Here is a 25,296-nt window from a genome sequence, read left to right on the forward strand (position 1 = left end):
TGTATCAAAAGTACGAGAATATGCGCAAGCGGTTCGGGTAGGGGTGGCCTAGGCCACGTGGTTGAGCCGCTAAAACCTGCGACGGCCGAGCCTGTTGGTGCAGGATAAGGTGGAACTATGCCGGGTACTGGCGTACTTTGTGGGCTTGCACGCCTCTTTACTTTGTCTTTCCTCTTTTTTGCATGCAACTAGTAAAAATATTTCGGCTGACCCTGCTGCTGGGGCTGCTTAGCGCTTACCCCGTCTTAGCCCAGGTCATTACGCCTACCAAGCTAAGCACCACCGTAAGCAAAACAGCTCTAAAAGTGGGCGACGAGGTGGAGCTTGTGGTGAATGCCCGGATCCAGGATACCTGGCACCTCTATGCCACTGATTTTGATCCAGACCTCGGGCCTACGGTCTTTAGCTTTAGCTTCACTAAAAGCCCCGCGTATGAGTTGCTTGGGCCACCTAAGTCAGTAGGAGCCCAAAAGCACTATGACGAGGTGTTTAAGGGCAACGTCACCTACTTCGAAAAGACCGGGACAATTCGGCAGCGGGTGCGAGTGCTGCAGCCTGGCTCCCTCACCATCAAGGCCGACGTAGAGTACCAGAGCTGCACCGACGTAGATGGACGCTGCATTCCGGGCAACGAAACCCTTTCCTTCGGACCGCTGGAAGTAACTGGTACGGCCGTAGCGCCAACCGCTACTCCTGCTGCTCCAAGCCAAGGCACGTCGGGAGCCGTAGCACCAGCCGCCACCACACCTACTGCTTCGGCCCCTGCGTCGTCGCAAACGGCCACCCCCGCTGCTCCCGCAGACACTACTGCGCAGGCAGCTACGGCACCAGCTACCACTTCCACTGAGCAAGTGACGACTGCGCCCGCGGCAGCTCCGCAGAGCGCTGCCGCCGGTGTGGCTGTGACTAGCAATCAGCCCGCCGGAAGTGGCCTAAGCTTGTGGAAGTACTTACTGCTGGCATTCGGTGCTGGGCTAGTAGCCGTGCTGATGCCCTGCGTGTACCCAATGCTGCCCATGACGGTTTCGTACTTCACTAACAACAGCCGTAGCCGAGGAGAAGCCATTACCAAAGCACTAGTATACGGTCTGTCCATCGTAAGCATCTACACTGGGGTGGGCGTGGTGCTGAGCCTGCTGTTTGGGGCCGATGCGGCCAATCTTATCAGCTCGCACTGGCTCCCCAACCTGCTGTCGTTTGTCATCTTTATCATCTTCGGCATGTCGTTCCTAGGCCTGTTCGAGATAAATGCTCCTAGCAGCCTAGTCAACAAAGTAGATGCACAGGCTGACAAGGGAGGCTGGTCGGGCCTGTTTTTTATGGCGGCCACCCTGGTACTGGTCTCCTTCTCCTGCACAGTACCCATTGTGGGCTCGGTAGCAATTGCCGCTGCTAACGGCGAACTGCTCCGTCCCACGCTGGGTATGCTAGCCTTTTCCACGGCTTTTGCGCTGCCCTTCTTCCTCTTTGCGCTGTTCCCAACGTGGCTGAAATCAATGCCTCGCTCCGGGGGATGGCTAAACACCCTGAAAGTGGTACTTGGGTTTGTGGAGCTGGGCATGGCCTTTAAGTTTCTGAGCTCAGCTGACTTGTCGTACCACTGGGGCTTGCTGCCGCGACCAATTTTCCTAGCCATCTGGATTGTGCTAGCCGGGTTGCTAGGCCTGTACCTGCTGGGCAAGTTCCGGTTGTCGCACGACAGCGAAACGACCCACGTAAGCGTGCCTCGCCTCCTACTGTCGGCGGTAGCTTTTGCTTTCATGCTGTACATGGTACCGGGCCTGTTTGGCGCGCCGCTCAATGGGCTCTCGGCCCTGGCTCCGCCGGCTACCCGCCAAGACTATGCTTGGTTAAATGCGAATGCCACCCCAGCCGTAGCCACTGCCAGTACGGAGCTGTGCACTACGCCGCGCTTTGCTGAAACTCTGGAGCTCCCTCACAATCTATCAGGCTACTTCACTCTGCAGGAAGCACTAGCATGTGCCCGCCAGCAGGGTAAGCCCGTGTTCGTGGATTTTACGGGGCATAACTGCGGCAATTGCCGGGTAATGGAAGCAACCGTGTGGAGCGACCCTCGCGTGCTGAAGCGCCTACAGAATGACTTTATACTGGTAGCACTCTACGCCGACGACAAAACCGAACTACCTGCCAACCAATGGTACACTTCTCCCCGCGACCAGCGGGTAAAAAAGACTATTGGCGAGCAAAACCTCGACTTCCAGATTACGCGCTTTAACATGAATGCCCAGCCGTACTACGCGCTACTCGATCCTAGCAGCACCGTGGAAAAGCCCGTAGTACTGGCACCACCAGTGGCCTACGAGTCGGATATCAACAAGTTCATTGCTTTCCTTGATGCTGGCGTGGCACAGTATAAACAACAAGGGCAAGCCGTAGCGAAGCAGTAACGCAGAGCAGGGCGTACCCAAGTAGAGTAACCGGAGTTGCTACTATCTGATACAGCATCTGATACCACTTGTTAAAACTAAAAACCCGCTAGGTCTGTCAGTGGCCTAGCGGGTTTTTTATAAGTGTTCGGGCAAATGGCCATAAAAATGGCGTTCTTTGCACCCGATTTCACATGTAAATCGCGTGTTGATAGAGAATAGCCGGAGGAGATACAAAAAACAAAAGGCGGCACCCACCCAGATGCCGCCTCTCACAATTGGAACGCACCCACCCAGATACGTCCCGTTTTCCCTCCTCACGATTATCCACCCAAAGAAGAAAAAGCTGTAGAAGAAGGATTCGAACCTCCACGGAGTAGTTAGCCGGCCGCCGGACCAGTTTTTCCCGAATCTCCACCCCCGAGAGAGGAGGGCATGTCTGCCAGTTTCATCACTCTACATTGTTAAGTTACTGCTCCGCTGCCGACTGCGTTGGATTATGACAAATGTAGGTTGTTGATTATTATTATAAAATAATTTCAGACATTTGGGTAAAAATTTACATAGTTTTTAATAATGAAGCTCTTGAATTGAAATATATTCAATCAACTTACTAAAAAATGGCCCGCAATTACGAACTTGACGACACTGACCGCAATATTTTAGCCTTGCTCATTGAAGATGCTAAAATGCCCTATACTGAAATTGCCCGTAAGGTTCATGTATCGGGTGGCACGGTACACGTGCGCATGGCTCGTTTAGAGGAATTGGGTATCGTGCAGGGGGCTACCCTCAAAATCGATTACCAGAAGCTGGGCTACGGTGTTCGGGCCTTCCTAGGCATTTATCTCCTGAAAAGCTCGGTATACAGCAGCGTAGTAGACCAGTTACGGCAGATTCCAGAGGTGGTAAGCATCGATTTTACCACTGGAGCTTACGGCATTTTCGCCCGCCTGATTTGTCGCGACACCAACCATTTGCGCGACGTATTGCACGGGCAAATTCAGCTGATTGAGGGCATCGAACGGACTGAAACGCTGATTTCGCTGGAAGAGGCTTTCAACCGTCCTATTCAACTCCTCTAGCTTACCCATTTACACACAGAAAGGCCCCGATACTGCATCGGGGCCTTTCTGTGTGTAAGGCTTACCAAAGTACTGCTACTTTTTGGTCGTGGCCGATGAGGTGGTAGTCGTAGTCTTGTTGACCTTATAGCGTCTGTCTGGAGAACCGTCGGCTTTCTTAGGACCAGTAACGGTTGACGACTTAGCCACTTTGTTCTGCGAGTATCTTCTGTCCGGAGTACCATCGGCTTTGGTAGGGCCAGTTGTCGACTTTACCGTTGAAGTTTGCGCACTAGTGCGCGTAGCCGAAGACGTAGTAACTGTGCTGGAGGTACGTGCCGGAGCCGTTTGAGCCTGTACGGCCGAGCCATACAGGCTAAGCAGAAGCAGGAAGACAAAGAAATTTTTCATGGATGGAGAGAAAATGGGGTGGGAGGTAATAGTCTGAGATACAGGAAATATAGTATTTTTCATGACTTCAGCCAATTGTGCTTGGGCTGGACAGTAGGAGTAGGTATATTTCGTCGAAACCCATAGGCAAGTAGTATAAGCGTCATACGTATGAAAGGTCTTTTCAGTGCGCTGCTGGTATCGGTAAGCCTGCCCGTTTGGGTGTCGGCGCAGAGCTTACCCGCCATCTATCTGAATGACCATGATGAAGTAACAGTGCCCGACAGCGCCACGCACTACCGGCTCGTTGACCGGAAAAGCGAACTGCTTGGGACGTATACTATGCAGGAGTACGCCTTAAATGGCACGCTCCTGCTACGGGGTGTCTTGTCGGCCATTGACCCGCCGGTACGTGACGGCTTATTTACCTGGTATCATCCTTCCGGCGCGAAGGCTGGCCAAGTGCACTACCACGATGATGAAGCCACGGGCCTGTATGTGGGGTGGTACGAAGACGGCCGCGTCAGTCAGCGCGGTGAGTACAATGATGGGCAACGGGTAGGCCGCTGGATCAGTGTGCATCGCAACGGCCAGAAACGTTCTGAAGGCCGCTACCACACGGGTAGGCTAGTAGGCGAGTGGCACTACTACTATGATACGGGTCAGCTAAGCGCTATTGCCCTACCAGACCGCCAAGGCAAACCGTTGGCTCTGGCTTTTTTCAATCAAGATGGCAGCCCCTACATGGGCAAAGTGCAGGTGCGGCAGCTTCCCCAGTTTCCGGGCGGGCAAGAAGCCCTACTCAATTACGTGGCTCGTAATACTATTTATCCTAAAAACACGCGTCGGAAAGGTATAACAGGTACCGTGCACGTAAGCTACACTGTGGGGGAAGATGGTCGTGTAGGCCAGGTGCGCGTGGTGCGGGGTCTTTCCCCCGATGCCGATCGGGAAGCCTGCCGAGTGGTGGCTAGCTTGCCTGCGTTTGAGCCAGGCCGCGAGTATAACCTTCCAACGGCCATGACTTTCACCATGCCCATCAACTTTGCCCCGAGCTTTGCGCTGCTGAAAGGTGTACGGCCCGTGCAGGTGCCGCCCACTGAGGCCCGCGCCACTAACCCCGACGACGAATAACCCCTCCGCTAAAGCCTCTTTATACGAACTACGCCCCGCTTCTCACATGAGAAGCGGGGCGTAGTTCGTATAAAGAGGCTTTAGCGTCTTAGGCTGTTACCTGAGCATCGAGCTTCTGAGCCAGCACGTGCTTCGGAACAGCACCTACTTGCTTGTCAACAATCTGCCCGTTCTTGAAGACGAGCAGGGTGGGAATGCTGCGAATCCCAAATTTTGCAGAGGTCTGCGGGTTGGCGTCTACGTCAACTTTGCCGATAACGGCTTTGCCTTCGTATTCACCAGCCAACTCCTCTACTACCGGTCCTACCATACGGCACGGACCGCACCACTCGGCCCAGAAATCCACGAGCACGGGTTTATCGGAGTTGATGATCTGGTCGAAGTTAGCATCGGTAATTTCGATGGCTTTATGTCCCATAACAGTAGGGGTTTGTTGGAATGTGTTTGCCGTTTACGGTCAACCGGACCGCAAGGTAGCAGATTGCGTTTCAACAAGCAGCGGGCCGGAAAGTTCACTCGGCCATAGTGGCAGTTTTCGCGGTCAATACCAGTGCTTATTCTGTAGGGTTAAAAGGGCTTGATTAGCGAGGTTAATAGGAACAAGTGGCCTACTGACCGTGACTTTGCAGAGATTCTTGGATTACTTAGAGTATATAAACGGTAGAAATACTATCAGAACCTAGAGTTGCCTAGGTTGCAACAATCTGTATACCTGAATTTTGAACATATAAGTTATATCCTATCAGTGGAAACGCACGCAAGGGGATAGATAGCTTCCTTAGTGTAGTCAATGGCTTGATCAGTGTGTAGTAGGGTTGCCGTATTGTCATGAAAATTATAATATTTAATGTGAAAATTAAATTATTGTAAGCGCTGCTGTATAAACAACTGGTATGTGGCAGCGTAAGAGTGCGCCATGGACCAGCCTATTAATCCCCCTGAATCTTCTTCCTCGCCAGGCACAACCGGTAGGGTGACCCCCGTTTCCAATCAGCCTTTGGTCATCCCTGTAATCGAAGAGCAAGCCATTATCAATCGTGAGGTAGTGGAGAGTGGACGTGTGCGGCTTACAAAAACGGTGCACGAGCGTGAAGAACTGCTGGAACTGCCTCTTAAGCACGAAGAAGTGCAGGTAGAGCGGGTGCCCATAAATCAGTATGTAGCTGATGGTGCTCCGCCTCCTGGCCTACGCTACGATGGCGACGTGACTATAATTCCGGTGCTGCGGGAAGTAGTTGTTACGCGTCTGCTGGTAGTGGAGGAAATCAGGGTTACGAAACGCACCATCAATACCACTCATTCGCAACCTATCACACTGCTGCACGAGGACGTGCAGGTAGTGCGTGAAGCGCCGCTTGGTACAGCTCCTGCTGCAACCACAGATCCTGCAAGGCCTAGGCCTACTGAATAATATCACTTACCTGCTCCTTTTTCTTTTCTAATCTCTTTCGCTATGAACCAGACTGTTGTAGGAATTTTTGACAGTGCCGCTGAGGCACAACAGGCAGCCCGCCAACTTGCCGCCGCGGGCTTTACTCAAGATAGTGTAGATGTAGCATCATCGGGCTCAACGGCCCGCACCAGTGACAGCAGCAACTACCAGAATACTAGCGGCACTACTACAGAAGCCGTCGGTGATGCTGCTGGTCGTACCGGAGATGGCATCAGCAACTTCTTCAGCAACTTGTTTGGGGGCGACGATTCTGATGATGCTCGTCGGTACTCGCACGTGGCACGGCAGAGCCATTCCTTGGTAACTGTGCATTGCTCATCAGCTGAGCACGCCCATCGTGCTGCCGAGATACTAGACCAGGCTGGCGCCGTTGATGTAGATGAGCGCGCTAGTCAAACTGGCTATGCTAGCAGTGGCGCAACTGCCAATAGTTACCAAGATAATACTACCGCTGCCTCCACTGGCGACGCGGGCATGTCTGCGCAGGTAATTGAAGAGAACTTGCAAGTAGGCAAGCGGGTAGAGCAGACGGGTGGTGCCCGGTTGCGCAGCCGCATTGTGGAGCGCCCGGTAGAAGCAAGCGTGCGTCTGCGTGAGGAGCACGTAAATGTGGAGCGTCATCCGGTAGACCGCCCAGCTACGGAGGCTGACTTTGCCGCCTTCAGAGAAGGCGAAATCGAAATTACAGAAAGCGTTGAGCGTGCTGTTGTAGGCAAAGAAGCCCGCGTGGTAGAAGAAGTAACGCTGGGCAAAGAAGTTACTGAGCGGGAGGAAACCATCCGCGACACCGTTCGGAAAACCGAGGTAGATGTGGAGCGTCTCAATGACACGGACGTAACCCGCCGCGACATCAACGACAGTAATCAAACAGTGTAGCCTGCTAGACCACCATAAAAAAGGCACCCAAGATTGGGTGCCTTTTTTATGGTGGTCTAGCAGGTGAAGTGTTAGGTTATATCAACTGGCAGGCGTCAATTTCCATCTCGCGCATCTTCCGGATAAACTCTTTCGGCTCAATCCGGTATCGGCGGGAATAGGTGTCAACGGTCAGGTGCTCATGAGGCTCAGCAAACTTGATTTCCAGCTTTTTAGAGCCGGCGCAGCCTTCTACAGCCTCCATGAAGCGGTCCATGAAAGGCTCTGTGATGGTGCGCAGATCCAGCTGTACGCGCACCCCATTAGCTAGCTTCTCTGCCACGTTGAACAAGGGCTCCATGGTGAGGATCTTGAACTCGAACTGGTCGGAGTCGCGGAAGCGCTGTGCATACTTGCCCCGGATGTACATGGGCGGTACCTGCTCCTTATCGTAGTTGCGGGGATTAATCAGGGCTGAGAAGCGGCTATAATCGTCGCGGAATAGGGCTAGGTTCAAGCTTGATTCGTAGTCTTCCACGCTAAATGACACGAAGGGCTGGCCGGTCTTGGTGGTCTTGAACATGACGTTCGAAATCAGCCCGGCTACTGTCACCTCGCGGTTTTTGTAATTCTCCACCTTGTCGAGAGAGCACGTGCAGTAGGAGTCGATTTCCAGCTTGAAATCATCTAGCGGGTGGCCTGAGAGGTAAAAGCCTACCACTTCCTTCTCGCGGCGCAACAATTCAGTGGCGGGCCAGGGCTCCATGTCGGCTACTTTCGGCAGGGGCATGGCTACGGCCCCAAACGCGCCGCCGCCAAACAAGCTTTGCTGGGCCGAGTCCTGGTCGGCCTGGTATTGCTGCCCCATCTTAACGGCCTTGTCAATGAGGTTCTGATCATTGGCAGGCGCCTCCACGAACTGGCGTCGGTGGTAGCGCTCAAACGAATCAAAGGCTCCTGACAAGGCCAGGCTTTCGAAGGTTTTCTTATTAACAGCCCGCAGGTTTACCCGCTTCGAGAAGTCAAAAATGTCAGTGTAAGGGCCTTTTTTCACCCGTTCCGCCACAATACTCTCAATGGCTGCTTCGCCAGCACCCTTCACAGCCGCCATACCAAAGCGGATCTGGCCTTTTTCGTTCACGTTGAACTTCAGGATAGATTCATTCACGTCGGGGCCTAGTACGGGCACACCCTGGCGGCGGGCTTCCTCAATAAAGAAAGTCACCTTCTTGATGTCCGACATGTTGTTGGTGAGCACGGCGGCCATGTACTCGGCGGGGTAGTTTGCCTTGAGGTAGCCGGTTTGGTAGGCCACTACCGAGTAGGCGGCGGAGTGGGAGCGGTTGAAGCCGTAGGCCGCAAACTTCTCCATCACGTCGAACACCTCATTGGCTTTCTTCGGCTTGATGCCGTGCAGCTTCTCGGCTCCCTCGCAGAACTTCTCCCGCTCTTGGGCCATCTTCTTCATGTCCTTCTTACCCATGGCCCGGCGCAACAAGTCGGCGCCACCCAGGGAGTAACCAGCCAGAATTTGGGCGGCTTGCATAATCTGCTCCTGGTACACCATGATGCCCTGGGAGTAGTTCAGAATAGGCTCTAGCAACTCGTGCGGGTACTCTATTTCCTCGCGGCCGTGCTTGCGGTTGATGAAGTTCGGAATGAACTGCATGGGGCCCGGTCGGTACAGGGCATTCATGGCAATCAAGTCCTCAATGTTGGTGGGCTTGAGGTCCTTGAGGTACATGCGCATGCCCTCGGACTCGAACTGGAACGTGCCGATAGTATCGCCGCGCTGATACAGTTCGTACGTCTTGGGGTCGTCGAGCGGGATGTCGTCGATGTTGATGTCGACGCCATGGTTCTTCTTGATAAGCTCCAGCGCATCCACGATAATTGTCAGCGTCTTCAGCCCCAAGAAGTCCATCTTGAGCATCCCGGCCGACTCAATCACCTTCCCGTCGAACTGGGTAACCAGCAGGTCCGAATCCTTGGAAGTGGAAACGGGGATGTACTTGGTGATGTCGTCTGGAGCGATGATAACGCCGGCGGCGTGAATGCCAGTGTTACGCACTGATCCTTCCAGCTTTTCAGCTAGGCGCAAAATCTGCCCGCGCAGGTTGTCGGGCGCGTCGTCGCGCCGGATCATGTCCAACTCCTGGTTTTCGGCAAAAGCCCCAGCTAAGGTGGTGCCGGGCTTTTCGGGTACCATCTTAGCTAACTCGTTGGTCAGGGGCAGCGGTAATTCCATGGCCCGGGCCACGTCCTTGATACTAGACTTGGCGGCCATGGTACCGAAGGTGATAATCTGCGCTACCTGGGTTTTGCCGTACTTATCTACCACATAATCGATGACGCGCTGACGGTTCACGTCGTCGAAGTCAATGTCAATATCGGGCATCGACACGCGCTCCGGGTTCAAGAAACGCTCGAACAGCAGAGAGTACTTAATGGGGTCGATGTTGGTGATGCCCACGCAGTAGGCCACCGCTGAGCCGGCCGCCGAGCCCCGTCCCGGTCCCACGGCCACGCCCATGTCGCGACCCCGGTTGATGAAATCCTGCACGATGAGGAAGTAGCCCGCAAATCCCATCGTCTGGATAATACGCAGCTCGTAATCCAGGCGCTCCTCAATCTCAGGGGTACGCTCCGCGTAGCGGGGCGGCTTGGTCATTGTCAAGCTGCCTTTTCCAGCTGAGGGCCCGAAAGCCCCCACATAGGTCAACTCCCGCAGAAATTCGTCGGCGTTGGCGAAAGGGGCCGGAATAGGGAAGTTGGGCAGCAGGATATCACGAGCTAGTTTGGGCGGCGTGATTTTATCGATGATTTCGTTCGTGTTGTCCAGGCTTTCCGGCACGTCCCGGAACAGCTGGCTCATTTCCTCCTGCGTCTTGAAATAGAACTGGTCGTTGGGGAAGCCGAAGCGGGAGCGAGGGCGGGGCATCTGGGCTTCCTCATCGATGCGCATAAGCTGGCGGCGGATCTGATCGTCGGAGGAAGCCAGGGGGCGCAGGTTATCGAGGTGGTCGTAGAGCACCTTATTATCCGACGACATTAGCCGGAAATACTTGGTTTGGAAGTCACCCACCGGAATGCTGTGCTCCTCACCAGTATTCACGCACAGAAGCAAATCGTGAGGCGCAAAATCCTCCTGATTCACGTAGTGGGAATCATTAGTGCAGATGACCTTCACGTTATACTTCTTAGCCCACTTCAGCAGAATCTGATTTAGATCCTCCTGGCTTTTACCGGTATTGTCGATATTCTCAATACCGTGACGCTGAATTTCGATATAGTAATCCTCCCCAAACACATCCAGCCACCACTTCAGCAGTGCTTCGGCTTCGGCCTCTGATTTCCAGAGCAAAGCCTGCGGAATCTCGGCGCCAATGCAGCAGCTAGTGGCAATTAGCCCCTCGTGGTATTGCAGCAGCAGTTCCTTATCAATGCGCGGGTATTTGGAGTACACACCCTCAATAAAGCTCATGGAGCAGAGCTTGGCCAGATTCTGATAGCCAGCTTGGTCCTTTGCTAGCAGCAATTGGTGGTAACGGTTGTCCCGCTCTCCCTTCTCCCGGCTGAAGCTCTTTTTGTGGCGGTCTTCTACTAAATAGAATTCGCAGCCTACAATAGGCTTGACGTTGTATTTATTCGCCTCGGCCACGAAGTTGAACGCCCCAAACATGTTGCCGTGGTCGGTGAGGGCTACGGCGGGCATGCCATCAGCCTGGGCCTTTTTCATCAGGGCCGAAATGCTGGCCTGACCATCGAGGAGCGAGTATTGCGTGTGGCAGTGAAGGTGTGAGAATACGGGCATGTACAAACTTCCTAGGCCATTAGAGGCACAAAGTAGAGAGTAAAGTTACCGCCGCAGTGCCGGAAAGGAAAGTTGTAAAACCGGTCGTTTTTATGTAATCATGTAATCAATATGATAGCTCTGGATATGGCTTCATATTTTTAGCATATCCTATTAAACTATAGATGACTCGACTGAATTTAAGGACCTATATTTAACCGGTACAATATTTTATTTGGACGCTACTGCCTATTTAATTCTATGGTCTCCCGTAACTATTACCTATTAGCCTTACTCTTCACGGCAGGTTGTATAGAACCATTTGAGCCAGAAGTGGCAGTGAAGGATAGTAACGTACTTGTGGTAGATGGCTTTATTAATGCACAGGGCGCGTCGGTTATCAAATTATCACGCTCGACAGGCCTAGCGGAAAATACTCCGGCAGGGATAGAAAGTAGAGCCCGTGTATTTATAGAAGAAGAAACGGGAAAACGATATACGCTCATTGAAAGTCCGGCCGGTACATATCAATCTGCTGCCCTGTCGCTACCCAAGGAAAAATTAGTGCGGCTGCACATGACATTGGCAAGTGGGAAGGAGTACACTTCGGCTTACACGCCAGCTAAGCACACGCCTGCTATAGACGAGGTGTCATGGAAGCCAACCAATGAAGGTTTGCAAATAGCAGTTAACACCCATGATGAAACTCATTCAGTTCGGTACTACCGTTGGAGCTACGACGAAACTTGGGAATTCACTTCTGCTGCTCAAGCAGATTTGGAGTACAAAAATGGGGAACTGATACGTCGTAAAGATAATATCTATAATTGCTGGGGCAGTGAATCACCTACGGCCATCCAGGTAGGGACGACTACCCGGCTGAGTGAGGACATTATTTCGCAGCAGCCGTTGACGCTGCTGCCGTCGAACTCGGTGAAGCTGCGCTATAAGTACAGCATCCTGGTGCGCCAGTACGCGCTGAGCGCGGAGGAGTACAGCTACTGGGAGGCCCTGCGCAAGAACACAGAAAACATCGGCACCTTGTTCGACCCGCTGCCCACCCAGCTCACGGGCAACGTGCACAACGTGGCCGATGCCAGCGAGCCGGTCATCGGCTTTGTCGGAGCCCAGTCGGTGAGCGAGAAGCGTATCTTCATCAAGCGTGAGCAACTGCCTTCTACTTGGAATCTCTTAACTGGATATGAATCATGTCAAACTTGGGTGCTTCCTACTCCCTTTGTTTCCCCACCATCTCATTCAACACAGGAGATATTATACTTGATTCAACTCGGACAAATAAGTCCTATAACTAGAATACTTGATCCACCCCCTGGCTATTACAACCCTAGTTTTTCAGTTTCCTATCCTGAATGCGTGGATTGCCGCAGACGCGGGACGAATGTGCGACCGAGCTTTTGGGAATAGCTCGCTTAAGGGCGCTAGTTGATTCGTTATGCGCAGCCAGAGCGCTTCCAATCCTATCAGAGACTACATGAACCTAAGTTTCCTCACCGGTATAGCGTTATTACTAGGCCTGTATCTCTTGTCAGGGTGCGTCGATTCTTTTGAGCCGAAAGTGGCAGCGAAAGATGCCAATATACTCGTAGTCGATGGCAGCATTAACTCTGAGGGGCGTACTACTATAAAGCTTACTCGCACCACAGGCTTAGCCCCGAATGCCTCTGTACTTGTAGAGCGCAAGGCTCGAGTTTATATCGAAGAGCAAGGCGGACGCCAGTACCCATTGACCGAGAGCCAGCCAGGTGTTTATCAGTCGATGGCTCTGATGCTACCCCGCGAACAACTCTTCCGTTTGCATTTTACGCTTGCCAGTGACCAAGAATATACTTCAGAATATACACCTGCACAGCACACACCTGCCATTGACTCCGTGTCGTGGAAGACCAATGAGCAAGGAGTGCAGATATACGTCAACGCTCACGACGGTGCTCAGCAGACACGCCACTATCGTTGGAGCTATGATGAAACATGGGAAATAAAATCACGCTATGTGTCATACTTGGAGTATAAAAACAAAGAGTTAATATTTCGCAAGGAAGACATCAATCATTGCTGGGGTAGTGAGTTTCCAACTACTATTACACTGGCAAATACTTTACGATTAAGCCGTAACGTGATATCAGAGCAGCCGCTAATTTTAGTGCCTGTGAGCTCATCTAAACTGGCTATCAAGTACAGCATCCTGGTGCGCCAGTACGCGCTGAGTGCGGGGGAGTACAGCTACTGGGAGGCCCTGCGCAAGAACACAGAAAACATCGGCACCTTGTTCGACCCGCTGCCCACCCAGCTCACGGGCAACGTGCACAACGTGGCCGATGCCAGCGAGCCGGTCATCGGCTTTGTCGGGGCCCAGTCCGTGAGCGAGAAGCGTATCTTCATCAGACGCGAGCAACTGCCCAACAACTGGCGGGTGCGAACTGGATACGAGGGATGCGTGGTGGATACGGCGAAAAGCGCTGATTTTTTTGCATCAGGAGAAGCAACTCCTATTGGTGCTGATAAGAGTGGTATTTATTATTCAAGTACTGATTGTGTGGACTGCCGCAAACGTGGGACGACCGTACGACCAAGCTTTTGGCAATAGCGCTTTGGGTCTGGTGTAGAAGTACTCATCAATACCCCTCTTAAGGACTTGCTACACTTTTTAGAGACTACATGAACCGCCATTTCTTCACCTGTATAGCGTTAGTATCAGGCCTATATTTCTTTTCAGGGTGCGTCGAATCGTTCGAGCCGAAAGTAGCAGTGAAGGATAGCAATGTGCTTGTAGTAGATGGCAGCATCAATGGAAAAGGGGTGAGTACAATACGGCTAAAACGCACTGTAAACCTCACTCAGAATGGCACAGCCCCAGTTGAACGCAGAGCCCGCATGTTCATCGAGCTACAGAGTGGCGGGCAATATTCATTAAGTGAAACAGCCCCCGGTACGTATACTTCAGCGGCACTAGACCTGTCCACAAGCCAAGCTGTACGTCTGCACTTCACGCTAGCTGATGGGCGTGAGTATACTTCGGTCTATACACCTATAAAAGCTACACCTCTTATTGACTCTGTGTCGTGGCAGCCAACCAGCCAGGGACTGCAGATTTATGTCAATGCTCATGATGAAACCAGCCAGTCACGCTACTATCGCTGGACCTACGACGAAACTTGGGAGTTTACTTCAGCCTACCAGTCTTTTCTGGAATATAAAAACGGACGGGTAGTGGATCGTACGGAAAACGCCTACAATTGCTGGGGTAATGAAGCGCCAACGGCTATTCAGGTAGGGACGACCACCCGGCTGAGTGAGGACATTGTTTCGCAGCAGCCGTTGACGCTGCTGCCGTCGAACTCGGTGAAGCTGCGCTATAAGTACAGCATCCTGGTGCGTCAGTATGCGCTGAGCGCGGAGGAGTACAGCTACTGGGAGGCCCTGCGCAAGAACACAGAAAACATCGGCACCTTGTTCGACCCGCTGCCCACCCAGCTCACGGGCAACGTGCACAACGTGGCCGATGCCAGCGAGCCGGTCATCGGTTTTGTCGGAGCTCAGTCCGTGAGCGAGAAGCGTATCTTTATTACGCATAGCCAGTTACCTAGGGAATGGAGATCTGTAACTGGCTATGAATCTTGTAAGATCGATACTATTCCCCGGCCATTAGCGCCCCCACCTACGCCCGCAGAGATATTAGGCTTTTTCCAACGAGGAGAAGTAGTGCCCATAGTACAGGATAAGCAGACCGGCGATTATTATGTGTCAACGCCTGACTGCGTAGACTGCCGTAGGCGCGGGACAAACGTGCGGCCCAGTTTCTGGCAATAGCGATACTTGCTGATGTATGTTACAATTTGCCCCGCATACTGCGGTTATTACAGCCTTTTCACACAAAAAAGTGAATAATATCCTTCGATTTACGCGAGTTGCTCTATTGATGAGCTCGTTGGTAATAACTAGTTGCATTGAGTCATTTGAGCCAAAAGTGGCGGATGCACCTAGTAGTTATTTAGTAGTAGATGGGGCTATTAACAGTCATGGTATTACTGTAATCAAGCTCGCCCGCACTACAGGATTAGCAAATATTAATAAGTCTCCGGCAGAGACTAAGGCACGCATATACTTGGAGCAAGAGGGTGGTAACCGCTTTCTACTACAGGAAAGCCCAGCTGGAACATACACTTCACCGGTTTTGTCGCTAGCAGCAGAGCAAAAGGTCCGGTTGCATTTTACTACCGCGAATGGACGGGAGTATGCTTCTGATTTTACCCCAGCCAAGATTACTCCAAGTGTTGACTCAATTACCTGGGAAGCCGGTGCTCAAGGTTTGCAAATTGCTGTAAATACTCACGATGATACTAAGCAGTCGCGCTATTATCGCTGGAGCTTCGATGAAACCTGGGAGTTCACGTCCATGGAAGCTTCTATTGTAGAATACAAGAATAAAAACTTTGTATTTCGGTTGGATGATATTTATCACTGTTGGGCCAGTGAGAACTCAACGGCCATCAAGCTGGGCACCACTGTGAAGCTCGGCCAGAACGTTATTTCGCAGCAGCCGTTGACGCTGCTGCCGTCGAACTCGGTGAAGCTGCGCTATAAGTACAGCATCCTGGTGCGCCAGTACGCGCTGAGCGCGGAGGAGTACAGCTACTGGGAGGCCCTGCGCAAGAACACAGAAAACATCGGCACCTTGTTCGACCCGCTGCCCACCCAGCTCACGGGCAACGTGCACAACGTGGCCGATGCCAGCGAGCCGGTCATCGGTTTTGTCGGAGCTCAGTCCGTGAGCGAGAAGCGTATCTTTATTACGCATAGCCAGTTACCTAGGGAATGGAGATCTGTAACTGGCTATGAAATGTGCGAACATTATACTATACCAGACCCCGCTAGCGCACTTCCGCCACCCTCATTGGATGAAATCTTCGCTTTTTTTGAAACAGGTATGCCAACACCGATTAGCTCATACAAAGCGAACGGGCTGCTCTATGTTGTATATGCAACATCTGATTGTGTAGATTGTCGCAAGCGAGGTACGAATGTGCGGCCTAGCTTTTGGCAATAGATATTAGAAGTGTACTTTAGATATAAAGCTCAGTTATTGAAAATGATATTTGATATATAATTTATATGAATTCTTTACCTGTTTCCAGTCGTCAATTTGTTTTATGGATATGTCTATTAGTAGCTACGGGATGCATAGAGCCGTTTGAGCCAAAAATAGCGGCGAGTGACTCAGGCTATCTGGTGGTGGATGGTGCAATTAATAGTCATGGTAAATCTCTGATTAAACTCTCGCACGCAGTTAATCTAAATCAGCAGACAACGGCACCAGTAGAGAGCAAAGCCAAAGTTTACATTGAACAAAAAAACGGAGGACGCTATCCTTTGGTAGAGGGTCCTCTTGGCACTTATCAATCGGCAGCGCTTGCCATTTCTGCCGGACAGTTAGTGCGTTTACACTTTACTACTGTAGGAGGGAAGGAATACGCATCTGAGTACACACCAGTGAATGCTACACCGGAGATTGACTCAGTATCATGGCGAACAGAAGCTCAAGGGCTGCAGCTATACGTCAATACCCATGACCAAGTCAGCGAAAGACCCTATTATCGTTGGTCATATGATGAGACATGGGAGTTCACATCTATGGTGCCGTCTTTATTAGAATTCGAGCCTGCTGCGGACAAAAATATGCCAGGCAAGATGATTTTTAGAGTTAAGGATATTTATCACTGTTGGGCCAGTGAGAACTCAACGGCCATCAAGCTGGGCACCACTGTGAAGCTCGGCCAGAACGTTATCTCGCAGCAGCCCTTGACGCTGCTGCCGTCGAACTCGGTGAAGCTGCGCTATAAGTACAGCATCCTGGTGCGCCAGTACGCGCTGAGCGCGGAGGAGTACAGCTACTGGGAGGCCCTGCGCAAGAACACAGAAAACATCGGCACCTTGTTCGACCCGCTGCCCACCCAGCTCACGGGCAACGTGCACAACGTGGCCGATGCCAGCGAGCCGGTCATCGGTTTTGTCGGAGCTCAGTCCGTGAGCGAGAAGCGTATCTTCATCAGACGCGAGCAACTGCCCAACAACTGGAACATGCTGTCCGGCTATGAAATGTGCAGCCCAGATACCGTTCCACATCTTGGAGACCTACACCCAACAGGAGATAGAGAACTATTAACCTTCTTTTTTAGTACTGGGATACCAATTCCGATAAAGACGTTCAAACTAAGACCACGAAGCGATACTACATATTATGTGTACTCAACTAGTGACTGTCTCGACTGTCGCAAGCGCGGAACAGATACACGGCCTAGTTTTTGGCAGTAAGGTCAGGTGCACGAAGCATGCGTAAAAAGCAAAGAGGGTACATACAAGAGCTATTAGAGGACAGCTTTCGTAAATACCCCCTTTGTTGATACAGGCAAATAGGTTGCTATTCTATGTAGAATGATGGCTCTTGGTTATTTAGCAGCCTCCAGAATAAGCACTTCTCCAATTCGGACGCCTGCATCGGACTTGCCATTCCACTCTTGTAACTGCGCTGTGGACACACCATAGTGCTTCGCAATACTGAAAAGAGTCTCCCCCTTTTGTACTGTGTGCTGATTAGCTGTCGATTGTGCTGGCTTTGCGGCTGGAGCTGTTTTAGAAGTAGTTGGCATTAGGCCCATAGTAGGAGCAGCGGGGCTAACGGTGGCTACGGAAGGCGCTAGGTGGGGAGGGGAGGGGAGAGGACTACCAACGATGCCAGTGGCTTTAAGGCGGGCCGCAGCGGTTTGCAACGCTGGATTTTTAGCCGCACGGGCGTCGAAGTTGCGGAATTGTGGGCTCCTTAAAAGTGTGCGTAACTCAACCTGCCAGGGCTGTTGGCGGAGACGCTTCGCTAAGGCCTGCTGCTGCTCCGGGGAGAGGCTCGCGGTGTAGTGGCTCAGGCGTTGGTTGAGTACTGGAATATCCTGTAAGGCGGTTTCGATGAGCTGAGTGGCCTGAGCATCATTGGGCTCGAAATAAATAGCTCGCAATTGGCGTACACTTGTTTGTACTAGCCCCGACATGACCCGCACAGAATCCTCAGAAAGAGGGTCAGTAACCTTGGCTTTTTGAGCATGTGCGGAAAGTGAGCCAAGCAATAAGCCCGCAATAAGTTGCGCGCTAAAAAGAAAACGCATTCGTAAAGTGAGTAGAGTAAGAAAAATAGAATCGAGTTCTAGAGTGACAAGAGGAGGTAAAGAAATACCTTTCCTGATCTAGGCCACCTGGAGTGGCCTAGATCAGGGAAAATTGGGTTAAGGTTTGGTTGTGGGTTTTACCACTAGTACTTCACCAATTTTGACGCCGGTATCTGTTTTGTTGTTCCACTCCTGGAGCTGAGCGGGCGTGACGGCGTAGCGCCGAGAGATGCTGTAGAGCGTTTCGCCTTGCTGTACCGTGTGCCGAATAATTTCTGGCGCGGCTGGTTCCATAGTTGGGGTAGGTGCTACCGTAGCGGGAGGCGTGAGGCGCAGCACTTGGCCAATGCGCAAAGAAGGAGCAGCGGGCAGGTTGTTCCAGGCAATAATGTCGGCGGGGCGCAGCGAGAAGCGGCGGGCCACTGAGTATAGGTTTTCTTTGGGCTCAACGGTGTGTAGGCCACTCGCGGGTATGGGCTGCACCACGGTTGGTACGGGCACAACTGGCGCAGCCGGTGTGGTGGCCGCAGGGGCAGCACTAGCAGGGGTAACAGCCGTGGGGGCAGGCTTCATGGCCGGGGCAGGAGTAGCGGCAGAAGGGATGGGGGTGGGCTGCGCTACCGGCTCCTCGTCGCGAGGCTCGTCGGCGATGGGTGCTGCGGCGGGAAGCGGCTTTCTGGGCGTCTGGGCGGGTTGGGAAGGGGAGCTATTCGGTATGGCCTGTGGCTTGGCCGGAGCAGGCGGCAAGTCGTTTAGGTTCTCCGTGTGCTCGTCCGTGGCGCTGTCTGGCTGTACTACGGTGGTGCTGGAGGTTACAGCTTCCTCTTCCGGTTGAGGTTCACCTACTGCCGGGCGGGCAGCTGGCTGGCTGGCAACAGGCTTGGGCTCAGGAGTACGGTTAGCTGGCTGAGGCGTAGCCGGAGCAGGTGCAGGAGCCGTAACCGGACGCTCAAAAGCCGCCAGAGCCGTAGCGTTATTGCCATCGGCATACTCGACGGGTACATTCTTGGGACGAGTATGCTGTAACCATAGCACGCGGCCGGCCCGCAACTCTTCGTTACGCGCCATGCGGTTTTTGCTCCAAATGGCTTTTGCTCGGATGCCATACTTCTGTGACACCGTTGCCACGCTTTCGCCGGGGCGGGCTACGTGGTATTCCACGGCGGCTTTGTCACGCTTTTTCTGCACGAAGTAAGGCTGCCCAGGTACAATGTTGTCGAAAGCGTACAGGTCGTTGTACTGCATGAACTTGCGCATCTTCAGCTGGGCACGCTGGGCCAGGCTTTCCTTGGTGTCGTTGGGTAGCGCAATCAGAGCCCGGAGACCATTCACCCGCACAAAATCTACATTTTCAGGATCGGGCTGGGGCGTATTGAGCAGCTGACCATTGGTGGCATTCTTTTGCTGAGCCGCCAGGGCCGTGAGCTGCAACGGATCGGTAATTGGGACCAACATGGTGTACACACGGTCGGTCGGGACGGTGGGAGCAAGCAGCCAGCGGTTGTGCTTAGCTACCTCGTTGGGGTCTTGCTGCAGTGTTTGAGCCAGCACCGAAAGCGGTTGTCCAGCCGGAGCCGGAAACTCCTGTAACAGCAAAGGGGGGTGAGTATTGAGGCCTACTGCTGGCTCAAAGGCGAGCTTGTGCGCCAAAAAAGTGAGGATGTAGGCGTTGGTTTGCTCCGTGATTTCAACGCCGGTGGCGTCGTAGTCAGTGGGGAGAGTATAGGGCTTGGTGCCGGTGAGGCCTAAGTTGTAGCTGAGGAGCGAGTTGATCCAGTTGTGAAAAGTCTTGTTGTTGCGCAGCAGGTATTGGGCAGCGGCTTTCGAGGAGGCCGTAATATGCTTGCGCTCATCCACCTCATCGTTCATCACCAAGCCAAAGTCTACGGCCGACTCTCGCTTGAACTGCCAGTAGCCCACGGCGTCATGAATACTCTGCGCGTCGCCCTGTAGGCCACTTTCCTGCAAGGCCAAGTAGTGAAAATCCAGCGGCAAGCCTTCCTGCTGAAATACCCGGTCAATGAGTGGAAAGTAGGCATCGGCTAACGTCACCCGGGCTTGAAAGGAGGCCTGATGACGGCGCAAGGCGTCTACTTTTTGCTGAACGGCAAAGCGGCCGGCGGGGGTAAAGCGCAGGTGCAAGCCAGCAACATCCAGGGTATTCGGAACAGTAACCGACTGCGCAGAGGCTAGCCACGGGAGCAGGCCGCACAGGAAGAATACAAGTCGTTTCATGGAAAGCAAGCAACATTCGGGGCGGCCTATATTGAGCAGGAACGCCCCGTTATCTACAAAGAAGGGGAAATTTTAGGTGAACTGCTGCTCACCGGCCGCAAGTACAAAAGAAAGGTAGAATACTACTTTCCTTCTGCCCAGTACGCAGGTTTGGGCCACGTCTGCCTTTTTTGGGATGCTAGGCCACCCTGTACCGCTCTGCTGGCCCACATAAAACAGCAATGCCATCAGCAACGACGCCGATGGCATGCAAGGTATACAGCAAGTGGCCTACATGCCCCCGCCGGGGGGCGGACCGAAGCCACCGGGAGCACCGCCGGGAGGGCCAAAGCCCCCGCGGCGCATGCCATCGGGGCGCTGACCTTCGCCGGGCAGGGCGTTGTTGCCGGCCGCTCCGAAGTTGCGGATGTTGTAGGTGAACATCAGCATGAAATAGCGCTGCAGAATGTTGGTGCGGGTGGTTTCAAGATAAGCCGAGGTAGGGTTCACACTCAGGCTATTGTTCTGCTTGAGCAGGTCGAACCCGTACAGCTTGATTTCGCCCTGCTGGTTGGCGAAGAGCTTTTTACCCACCGAGGCATTCCAAAGCACGAAGTTCTGGTTGAAGCCGCCCGCTAGGCCACTATACAACTGGTGGCTGACATCCGACTGTACCGTCACGCCCTTCGCAATAATCCAGCTTAAGCGCAAGGCTGTGTTCTGGCGGGTGTAGGTGCGGTCTACCTGGTTGGGCAGGCTGTTGCGAACGTACGAGCGGTTGGTGTTTGAGGAGATCGTAAAATCAAGCTGGGGGCTGATATTGCTGCTTAACACCACACCCAAACCTGCACTGGGGGTGCGGCTATAGTTCAACTGCTCGAACACAAGGCCCGGCGTTTGTGAGTAGGTAGCGTTGGCGTTCAGGTTCAGGTTTGACTTAATGAAAGCCAGCGGCAGGCTGTAGTTCATAAAGGAGCGCAGGCTATACTGCTGGTCGAGGTTGACCGGGCGCGTGAGCTGGCCACCGGCCGGAATTACAATACCATCAACTATTACCGGGCCACCAGCCGCATAAATTGTGCTGTTGGTGATGTAATTATCGGTGTAGGAGCCGCCAATGAGAGCAAAGAAAGACCGTGACTTCTCCGGCACTGCTGAGGAGTACCGGATAAATAGGTTGTGCTGGTTTTCCTGGCGCAGGTTAGGGTTGCCGGTCGTGAGCTGCAGGGGGTTGGCGTTGTTTACTACCTCTTGCAGCTGGCTAATGTTGGGTGAGTTGGTGCGCATCTGGTAGTTCAGACGCAGGTTTTGCTGCTTCGAGAAGTTGTAGCGCACCATAGCGTTGGGCAGCAGGTTCAGGAAGTTACGCTCGGTGAGGGCCGGCCGCGGGTATTCCTGGTCGCTGCGGAGCTGGGCGTATTGCACGGTAGCTCCCACCATCCACTGCAGCTGCTGATTCTGAAAACGGTAGGTAAGGCCGCCCGCATTGGTGAGGTAACGACTCTCGAACACACTGCTCAGCGTATCATTCAGAACGGTATACGATTGCTCGCCGGGCGAGAAATTGTAGGTTTTCTTATCGGAGTTATTAGGCGTGTACGCAATCCGGTACTCGGCCTGCAACTGGCTGTACTGGCCTAGCGGCTCGGTATAATTGGCATTGCCATTCCAGGCCCAGCCCCGCTGCGTCAGCTCCGAAAACTGGTTGAGCAGCGCCGTCTGGGTGGTGCCCGTAGTATCAACCGACGAAGTGCTAGAGAGCAGGTTGTTGTCGCCGTTTTTAGAATTGTACGTGGTATTCAGGCCTATTGAAAGTGTGCGGCGGCGCTTCTGAAACCGGTGGCGGTATAGCAACTGATTGCCCGCCGTAATGCCCGTTAAGGCCGAGCGGTAGTCACTTAGGTTGCCGCCCAGGCCTTGTTCCTGCTCACCCTGGGCCACTTCATATGTGCGGCCGTTGAGGTTGTTGTTACCGGTATTGCGCTGCACCGACAGACTTGGACGCCACAAAATAGAGTTCAGGGAGTCAAACTTGTGGTCGAGGCGCAGATTGAAGCGGTTGTTGATGTTGCGGCTCGTGGTCAGGGAGTTTTCGTTGTAGCGTAGGTCGCGGGCAGAGCCGGCCGGGGCCACGTAGTTGCGCAGCAGGTCGGTGCGGGAGGTGTTATCACTGAGGTTAAAGAAATAACTGCCCTGTACATCAGTTTTGGTGCCCCAAGTGTCGGAGTAGTTCAGGCCGATGGCGTGCGTTTTCGAAATGCCGCCCTGCTGGTTCACCAGAAAGTCGCCGGAGTTGTTGCCGCCTCCCTGGAAGTTGCCACCCCCGCCTCCACCACCCACGCGGCCGCCACCCTGGCCTCGCTGACCTTGGCCACCCCCGCCGCCCTGCCGCGACGCGCCCACCACGCCCAGCAAGTCCTCGGTACCAAAGTTCTGCTCATTCACGTTGTTGCTCTGAGCTACTACGGAAAGGCGCTGCTTACCTTTAAATGAGTTGATATTACCACTCACCCGGTACCGATCATCCTGGGGGCCGTAGCCCGCCAGCACGCGCCCAAACTGCCCGTTCCGGAATTGGGGCTTAGTAACAATATTGATGGTTTTCTGCTGGTTGCCGTCGTCGAAGCCGGTGAACTGTGCTTGGTCGGAGGCGCGGTCATACACCTGAATCTTGTCGATTACCTCGGCCGGAATGTTCTTCAGCACGGCGTCGGGGTCGTTGCCGAAAAACTCTTTACCATCTACCAGCACCCGCTGTACTTGCTCGCCCTGGGCTTGCACCTTGCCCGAGGTGGGGTCAACCGTTACGCCGGGCATTTTTGTGATGAGGTCTTGGGCGTTGGCGTCGGGGTTGGTTTTGTAAGAACCCGCATTAAACTGCGAGGTGTCGCCTTTCTGCACGGCTGCCGCCGCCTGGCCTACCACTTCCACCCCTTTCAGCGTCACGCCCCCGGTAGCCAACGGCAAAGCACCCAGGGCCAGGGGCTGACCGGCCAGTGTAAGCTCACGCCGCAGGGTTTGGTAGCCCAGGAAGGAAATAGTGAGCTCGTAGCGGCCGTTGGGCAGGCCCGTAACGGTGAAGCTACCATCGGCATCGGCGGCGGCGCCGCTTTTTACTGAATCTGCCGACAGGCCCCGCACCAGCACGTTGGCCCCAATTAAGGGCGACTGGTCGGTGGCGTCAACAACGCGCCCACTCACGGAAGACTGGGCATGAGCTGCCCCCAAGCTCGCCCATAACAGGGCAATAAATAGTAGAAAACGTCTAGGCATACGTCAGGGATGATAAACCACTGTCGCAATAGACGCAAAACACCCGCTGGCGTTTAGTCCGCTCGTAAAAATATCCGAATTAATAGATAGCCGGCGCGCTATAAAGTGGCGCGGCCTAGCGCTTCCGAACGAGCAACAACCCGTCGCGCAGGGGCAGAAACACGTTTTCTACCCGGTCATCTGCCTGCACCTTGTCATTGAAAGCGCGCACAGCAAAGGTGTCCTTGTCCGATGGCTTCACGGAATAGGAGGGCAGCACTTTGTCGCCCCACAGGACGTTATCAATCAACAGGAAACCACCGGGGCGCACTTGGGGCAGCACCAGCTCATAGTAGGTGTCATTGTTGATTTTGTCGGCATCGATAAATACCAAGTCCCAGGGTTCGGCTAGGCTACTCAGCACGTGGCGGGCGTCGCCAATGTGAACCTGAATTCGGCTTTCCTGGCCTGCCTCGCTCACGTAGCGCCGGATGCGACTTTCCAGCTCGGGGTTTTGCTCAATGGTATGCAGCACGCCTTCTTCAGCCAGCCCTTCGGCCAAGCACAGCGCCGAGTAGCCCGTGAATGTGCCCAGCTCCAGCACCCGCCGCGGCCGTATCATGTGGCTCAGCATGCTCAGCAGCCGGCCCTGGGCGTGGCCCGAGAGCATCCGCGCGTGTAGCAGCTGCACGTGGGTTTCGCGGTTGAGGCGAGCAAGCAGGGCGCTTTCGGGCGTAGTATGCTGATCGGCGTAGGCCTGGGCTTCGTCGGTGAGGTACATATAGCGGAGGTGAAAAACGGCGGCCTAGGCCAGGGTGCACGGGCAGTTAGGCCGCAAGGGAGAGGGGAACGAGCCGGAATTTCCAGACCTGAAATCCAGACTTTCCGGCCTCAAAAGTAGCACCTACCACCCGATATAAGCCTTCGTACCGATATACGCTTTCGCCCTCGTAGGCCACTTTGCGCACTACGCGCACGGGCTGGCCGGTGGCATGGCTTTGCACCAGCGCTTGGTTTTTAGCATTAAGCTCTTGGTCACTGACTTGGTAGCCGGTGTTAGGGTCGCGGCCACCGTGGCCGGCATATACTAGCTCGTCGTCTGAGAATGCATCGTCTTCGTACTGATCGGCCAGCACAATAGAGTCGGCCCCTTCGGTGGGAGTGCCACTGATGCCCGCCCGCGTAGGCCGGTGTACGCCTGCCCGGCTCAGCTCCAGTCGGTTCCGGAAGATGTCGCCGGGCCGGTAGTAGCTGACGTGGCCAAAGACGCGAAGTGACATAGATAGAAGAAGGGTGTACGGGTAGAATTAGCAAGCCATGTGCTGATCGAGTAGCAGGTAACCACCCGCTACTTTTAAAAGCCGGATTGAGAGGGCTAAGGGCAGTTTATGGAAGCAAGCCTCTCCTAAACACAAGGCAATATGAACGAAAGCGGTACTTTTAGCTTTTATGACATCGTGTAAATCATGAAAGCAATATAGGTTTAGGCAGAGCTCTATTATCTGTTTTATCCCTAGTTAGTTGCTCTTCAGGAGGTTTGGCTCAAATTTTTGCCATAGTAGCACTCTGCCAAACGGTAACT

General features: G+C 53.5%; 18 protein-coding genes. 10 read left to right on the plus strand and 8 right to left on the minus strand.

Going from position 1 to position 25,296, the window contains the following annotated elements; genetic code table 11:
- The first annotated feature begins 182 nt into the window (after positions 1 to 182).
- Positions 183 to 2,408 (plus strand): protein-disulfide reductase DsbD family protein, encoded by a 2,226-nt coding sequence (locus EU556_RS05285; protein ID WP_135431726.1) that lies wholly within the window; start codon positions 183 to 185, stop codon positions 2,406 to 2,408.
- A gap of 599 nt (positions 2,409 to 3,007) precedes the next feature.
- Positions 3,008 to 3,472, plus strand: coding sequence for an AsnC family transcriptional regulator (locus EU556_RS05290; protein ID WP_135431728.1), 465 nt, complete (start codon positions 3,008 to 3,010; stop codon positions 3,470 to 3,472).
- A 75-nt stretch (positions 3,473 to 3,547) separates the two neighbouring features.
- Here the strand turns inward: EU556_RS05290 and EU556_RS05295 are convergent, their stop codons facing one another.
- Positions 3,548 to 3,862, minus strand: a complete 315-nt coding sequence (locus EU556_RS05295) for a hypothetical protein (protein WP_135431730.1) — start codon at positions 3,860 to 3,862, stop codon at positions 3,548 to 3,550.
- Between the two features lie 150 nt (positions 3,863 to 4,012).
- Here EU556_RS05295 and EU556_RS05300 point away from each other — a divergent pair, with 150 nt between their 5' ends.
- On the plus strand, positions 4,013 to 4,975 hold the full coding sequence (locus EU556_RS05300; RefSeq protein WP_135431732.1) for an energy transducer TonB: 963 nt from the start codon (positions 4,013 to 4,015) through the stop codon (positions 4,973 to 4,975).
- An 88-nt stretch (positions 4,976 to 5,063) separates the two neighbouring features.
- Here EU556_RS05300 and trxA read toward each other — a convergent pair whose 3' ends face one another.
- Positions 5,064 to 5,393, minus strand: coding sequence for a thioredoxin (trxA, locus tag EU556_RS05305; protein ID WP_135431734.1), 330 nt, complete (start codon positions 5,391 to 5,393; stop codon positions 5,064 to 5,066).
- 579 nt (positions 5,394 to 5,972) lie between these two features.
- On the opposite strand from trxA, the gene EU556_RS05310 reads away from it, so the two are divergent.
- Both EU556_RS05310 and EU556_RS05315 read left to right on the plus strand, forming a co-directional pair.
- Positions 5,973 to 6,386 carry a YsnF/AvaK domain-containing protein gene (locus EU556_RS05310; RefSeq protein ID WP_245327436.1) on the plus strand — a complete coding sequence of 138 codons (414 nt, stop codon included), beginning with the start codon at positions 5,973 to 5,975 and terminating at the stop codon, positions 6,384 to 6,386.
- Positions 6,387 to 6,428: 42 nt separating this feature from the next.
- Positions 6,429 to 7,304: a YsnF/AvaK domain-containing protein gene (locus tag EU556_RS05315; protein WP_135431738.1), complete on the plus strand. Its 876-nt coding sequence runs from the start codon at positions 6,429 to 6,431 to the stop codon at positions 7,302 to 7,304.
- Positions 7,305 to 7,380: 76 nt separating this feature from the next.
- Here EU556_RS05315 and dnaE read toward each other — a convergent pair whose 3' ends face one another.
- Positions 7,381 to 11,097 carry a DNA polymerase III subunit alpha gene (gene dnaE / locus EU556_RS05320; protein WP_135431740.1) on the minus strand — a complete coding sequence of 1,239 codons (3,717 nt, stop codon included), beginning with the start codon at positions 11,095 to 11,097 and terminating at the stop codon, positions 7,381 to 7,383.
- A gap of 240 nt (positions 11,098 to 11,337) precedes the next feature.
- Here dnaE and EU556_RS05325 point away from each other — a divergent pair, with 240 nt between their 5' ends.
- The 5 genes from EU556_RS05325 (at position 11,338) to EU556_RS05345 (ending at position 17,406) form a co-directional block, all read left to right on the plus strand.
- Positions 11,338 to 12,501, plus strand: coding sequence for a DUF4249 domain-containing protein (locus EU556_RS05325; protein ID WP_135431741.1), 1,164 nt, complete (start codon positions 11,338 to 11,340; stop codon positions 12,499 to 12,501).
- A gap of 67 nt (positions 12,502 to 12,568) precedes the next feature.
- Positions 12,569 to 13,681, plus strand: coding sequence for a DUF4249 domain-containing protein (locus tag EU556_RS05330; RefSeq protein ID WP_167855463.1), 1,113 nt, complete (start codon positions 12,569 to 12,571; stop codon positions 13,679 to 13,681).
- A gap of 71 nt (positions 13,682 to 13,752) precedes the next feature.
- Positions 13,753 to 14,904, plus strand: coding sequence for a DUF4249 domain-containing protein (locus tag EU556_RS05335; protein ID WP_135431745.1), 1,152 nt, complete (start codon positions 13,753 to 13,755; stop codon positions 14,902 to 14,904).
- A 16-nt stretch (positions 14,905 to 14,920) separates the two neighbouring features.
- On the plus strand, positions 14,921 to 16,141 hold the full coding sequence (locus tag EU556_RS05340; RefSeq protein WP_135431747.1) for a DUF4249 domain-containing protein: 1,221 nt from the start codon (positions 14,921 to 14,923) through the stop codon (positions 16,139 to 16,141).
- Positions 16,142 to 16,206: 65 nt separating this feature from the next.
- Positions 16,207 to 17,406, plus strand: coding sequence for a DUF4249 domain-containing protein (locus EU556_RS05345; RefSeq protein ID WP_135431749.1), 1,200 nt, complete (start codon positions 16,207 to 16,209; stop codon positions 17,404 to 17,406).
- Between the two features lie 134 nt (positions 17,407 to 17,540).
- On the opposite strand, the gene EU556_RS05350 is transcribed toward EU556_RS05345, so the two are convergent.
- The 5 genes from EU556_RS05350 to EU556_RS05370 all read right to left on the minus strand — a co-directional run bounded on the left by EU556_RS05350 (position 17,541) and on the right by EU556_RS05370 (position 24,994).
- Positions 17,541 to 18,248 (minus strand): LysM peptidoglycan-binding domain-containing protein, encoded by a 708-nt coding sequence (locus EU556_RS05350; protein ID WP_135431750.1) that lies wholly within the window; start codon positions 18,246 to 18,248, stop codon positions 17,541 to 17,543.
- A gap of 117 nt (positions 18,249 to 18,365) precedes the next feature.
- On the minus strand, positions 18,366 to 20,483 hold the full coding sequence (locus EU556_RS05355; RefSeq protein ID WP_135431752.1) for a LysM peptidoglycan-binding domain-containing protein: 2,118 nt from the start codon (positions 20,481 to 20,483) through the stop codon (positions 18,366 to 18,368).
- 270 nt (positions 20,484 to 20,753) lie between these two features.
- A complete protein-coding gene (locus tag EU556_RS05360; protein ID WP_135431754.1) occupies positions 20,754 to 23,735 on the minus strand; it encodes a TonB-dependent receptor in 2,982 nt (993 codons plus the stop codon).
- 115 nt (positions 23,736 to 23,850) lie between these two features.
- Positions 23,851 to 24,495, minus strand: coding sequence for an O-methyltransferase (locus EU556_RS05365; RefSeq protein WP_135431756.1), 645 nt, complete (start codon positions 24,493 to 24,495; stop codon positions 23,851 to 23,853).
- A gap of 46 nt (positions 24,496 to 24,541) precedes the next feature.
- Positions 24,542 to 24,994 carry a YDG/SRA domain-containing protein gene (locus EU556_RS05370; protein WP_135431758.1) on the minus strand — a complete coding sequence of 151 codons (453 nt, stop codon included), beginning with the start codon at positions 24,992 to 24,994 and terminating at the stop codon, positions 24,542 to 24,544.
- Positions 24,995 to 25,296: the final 302 nt, after the last annotated feature.

Origin of the sequence: Hymenobacter fodinae, assembly GCF_004745825.1 — a bacterium.
In the GTDB taxonomy this organism is placed as follows: domain Bacteria; phylum Bacteroidota; class Bacteroidia; order Cytophagales; family Hymenobacteraceae; genus Hymenobacter; species Hymenobacter fodinae.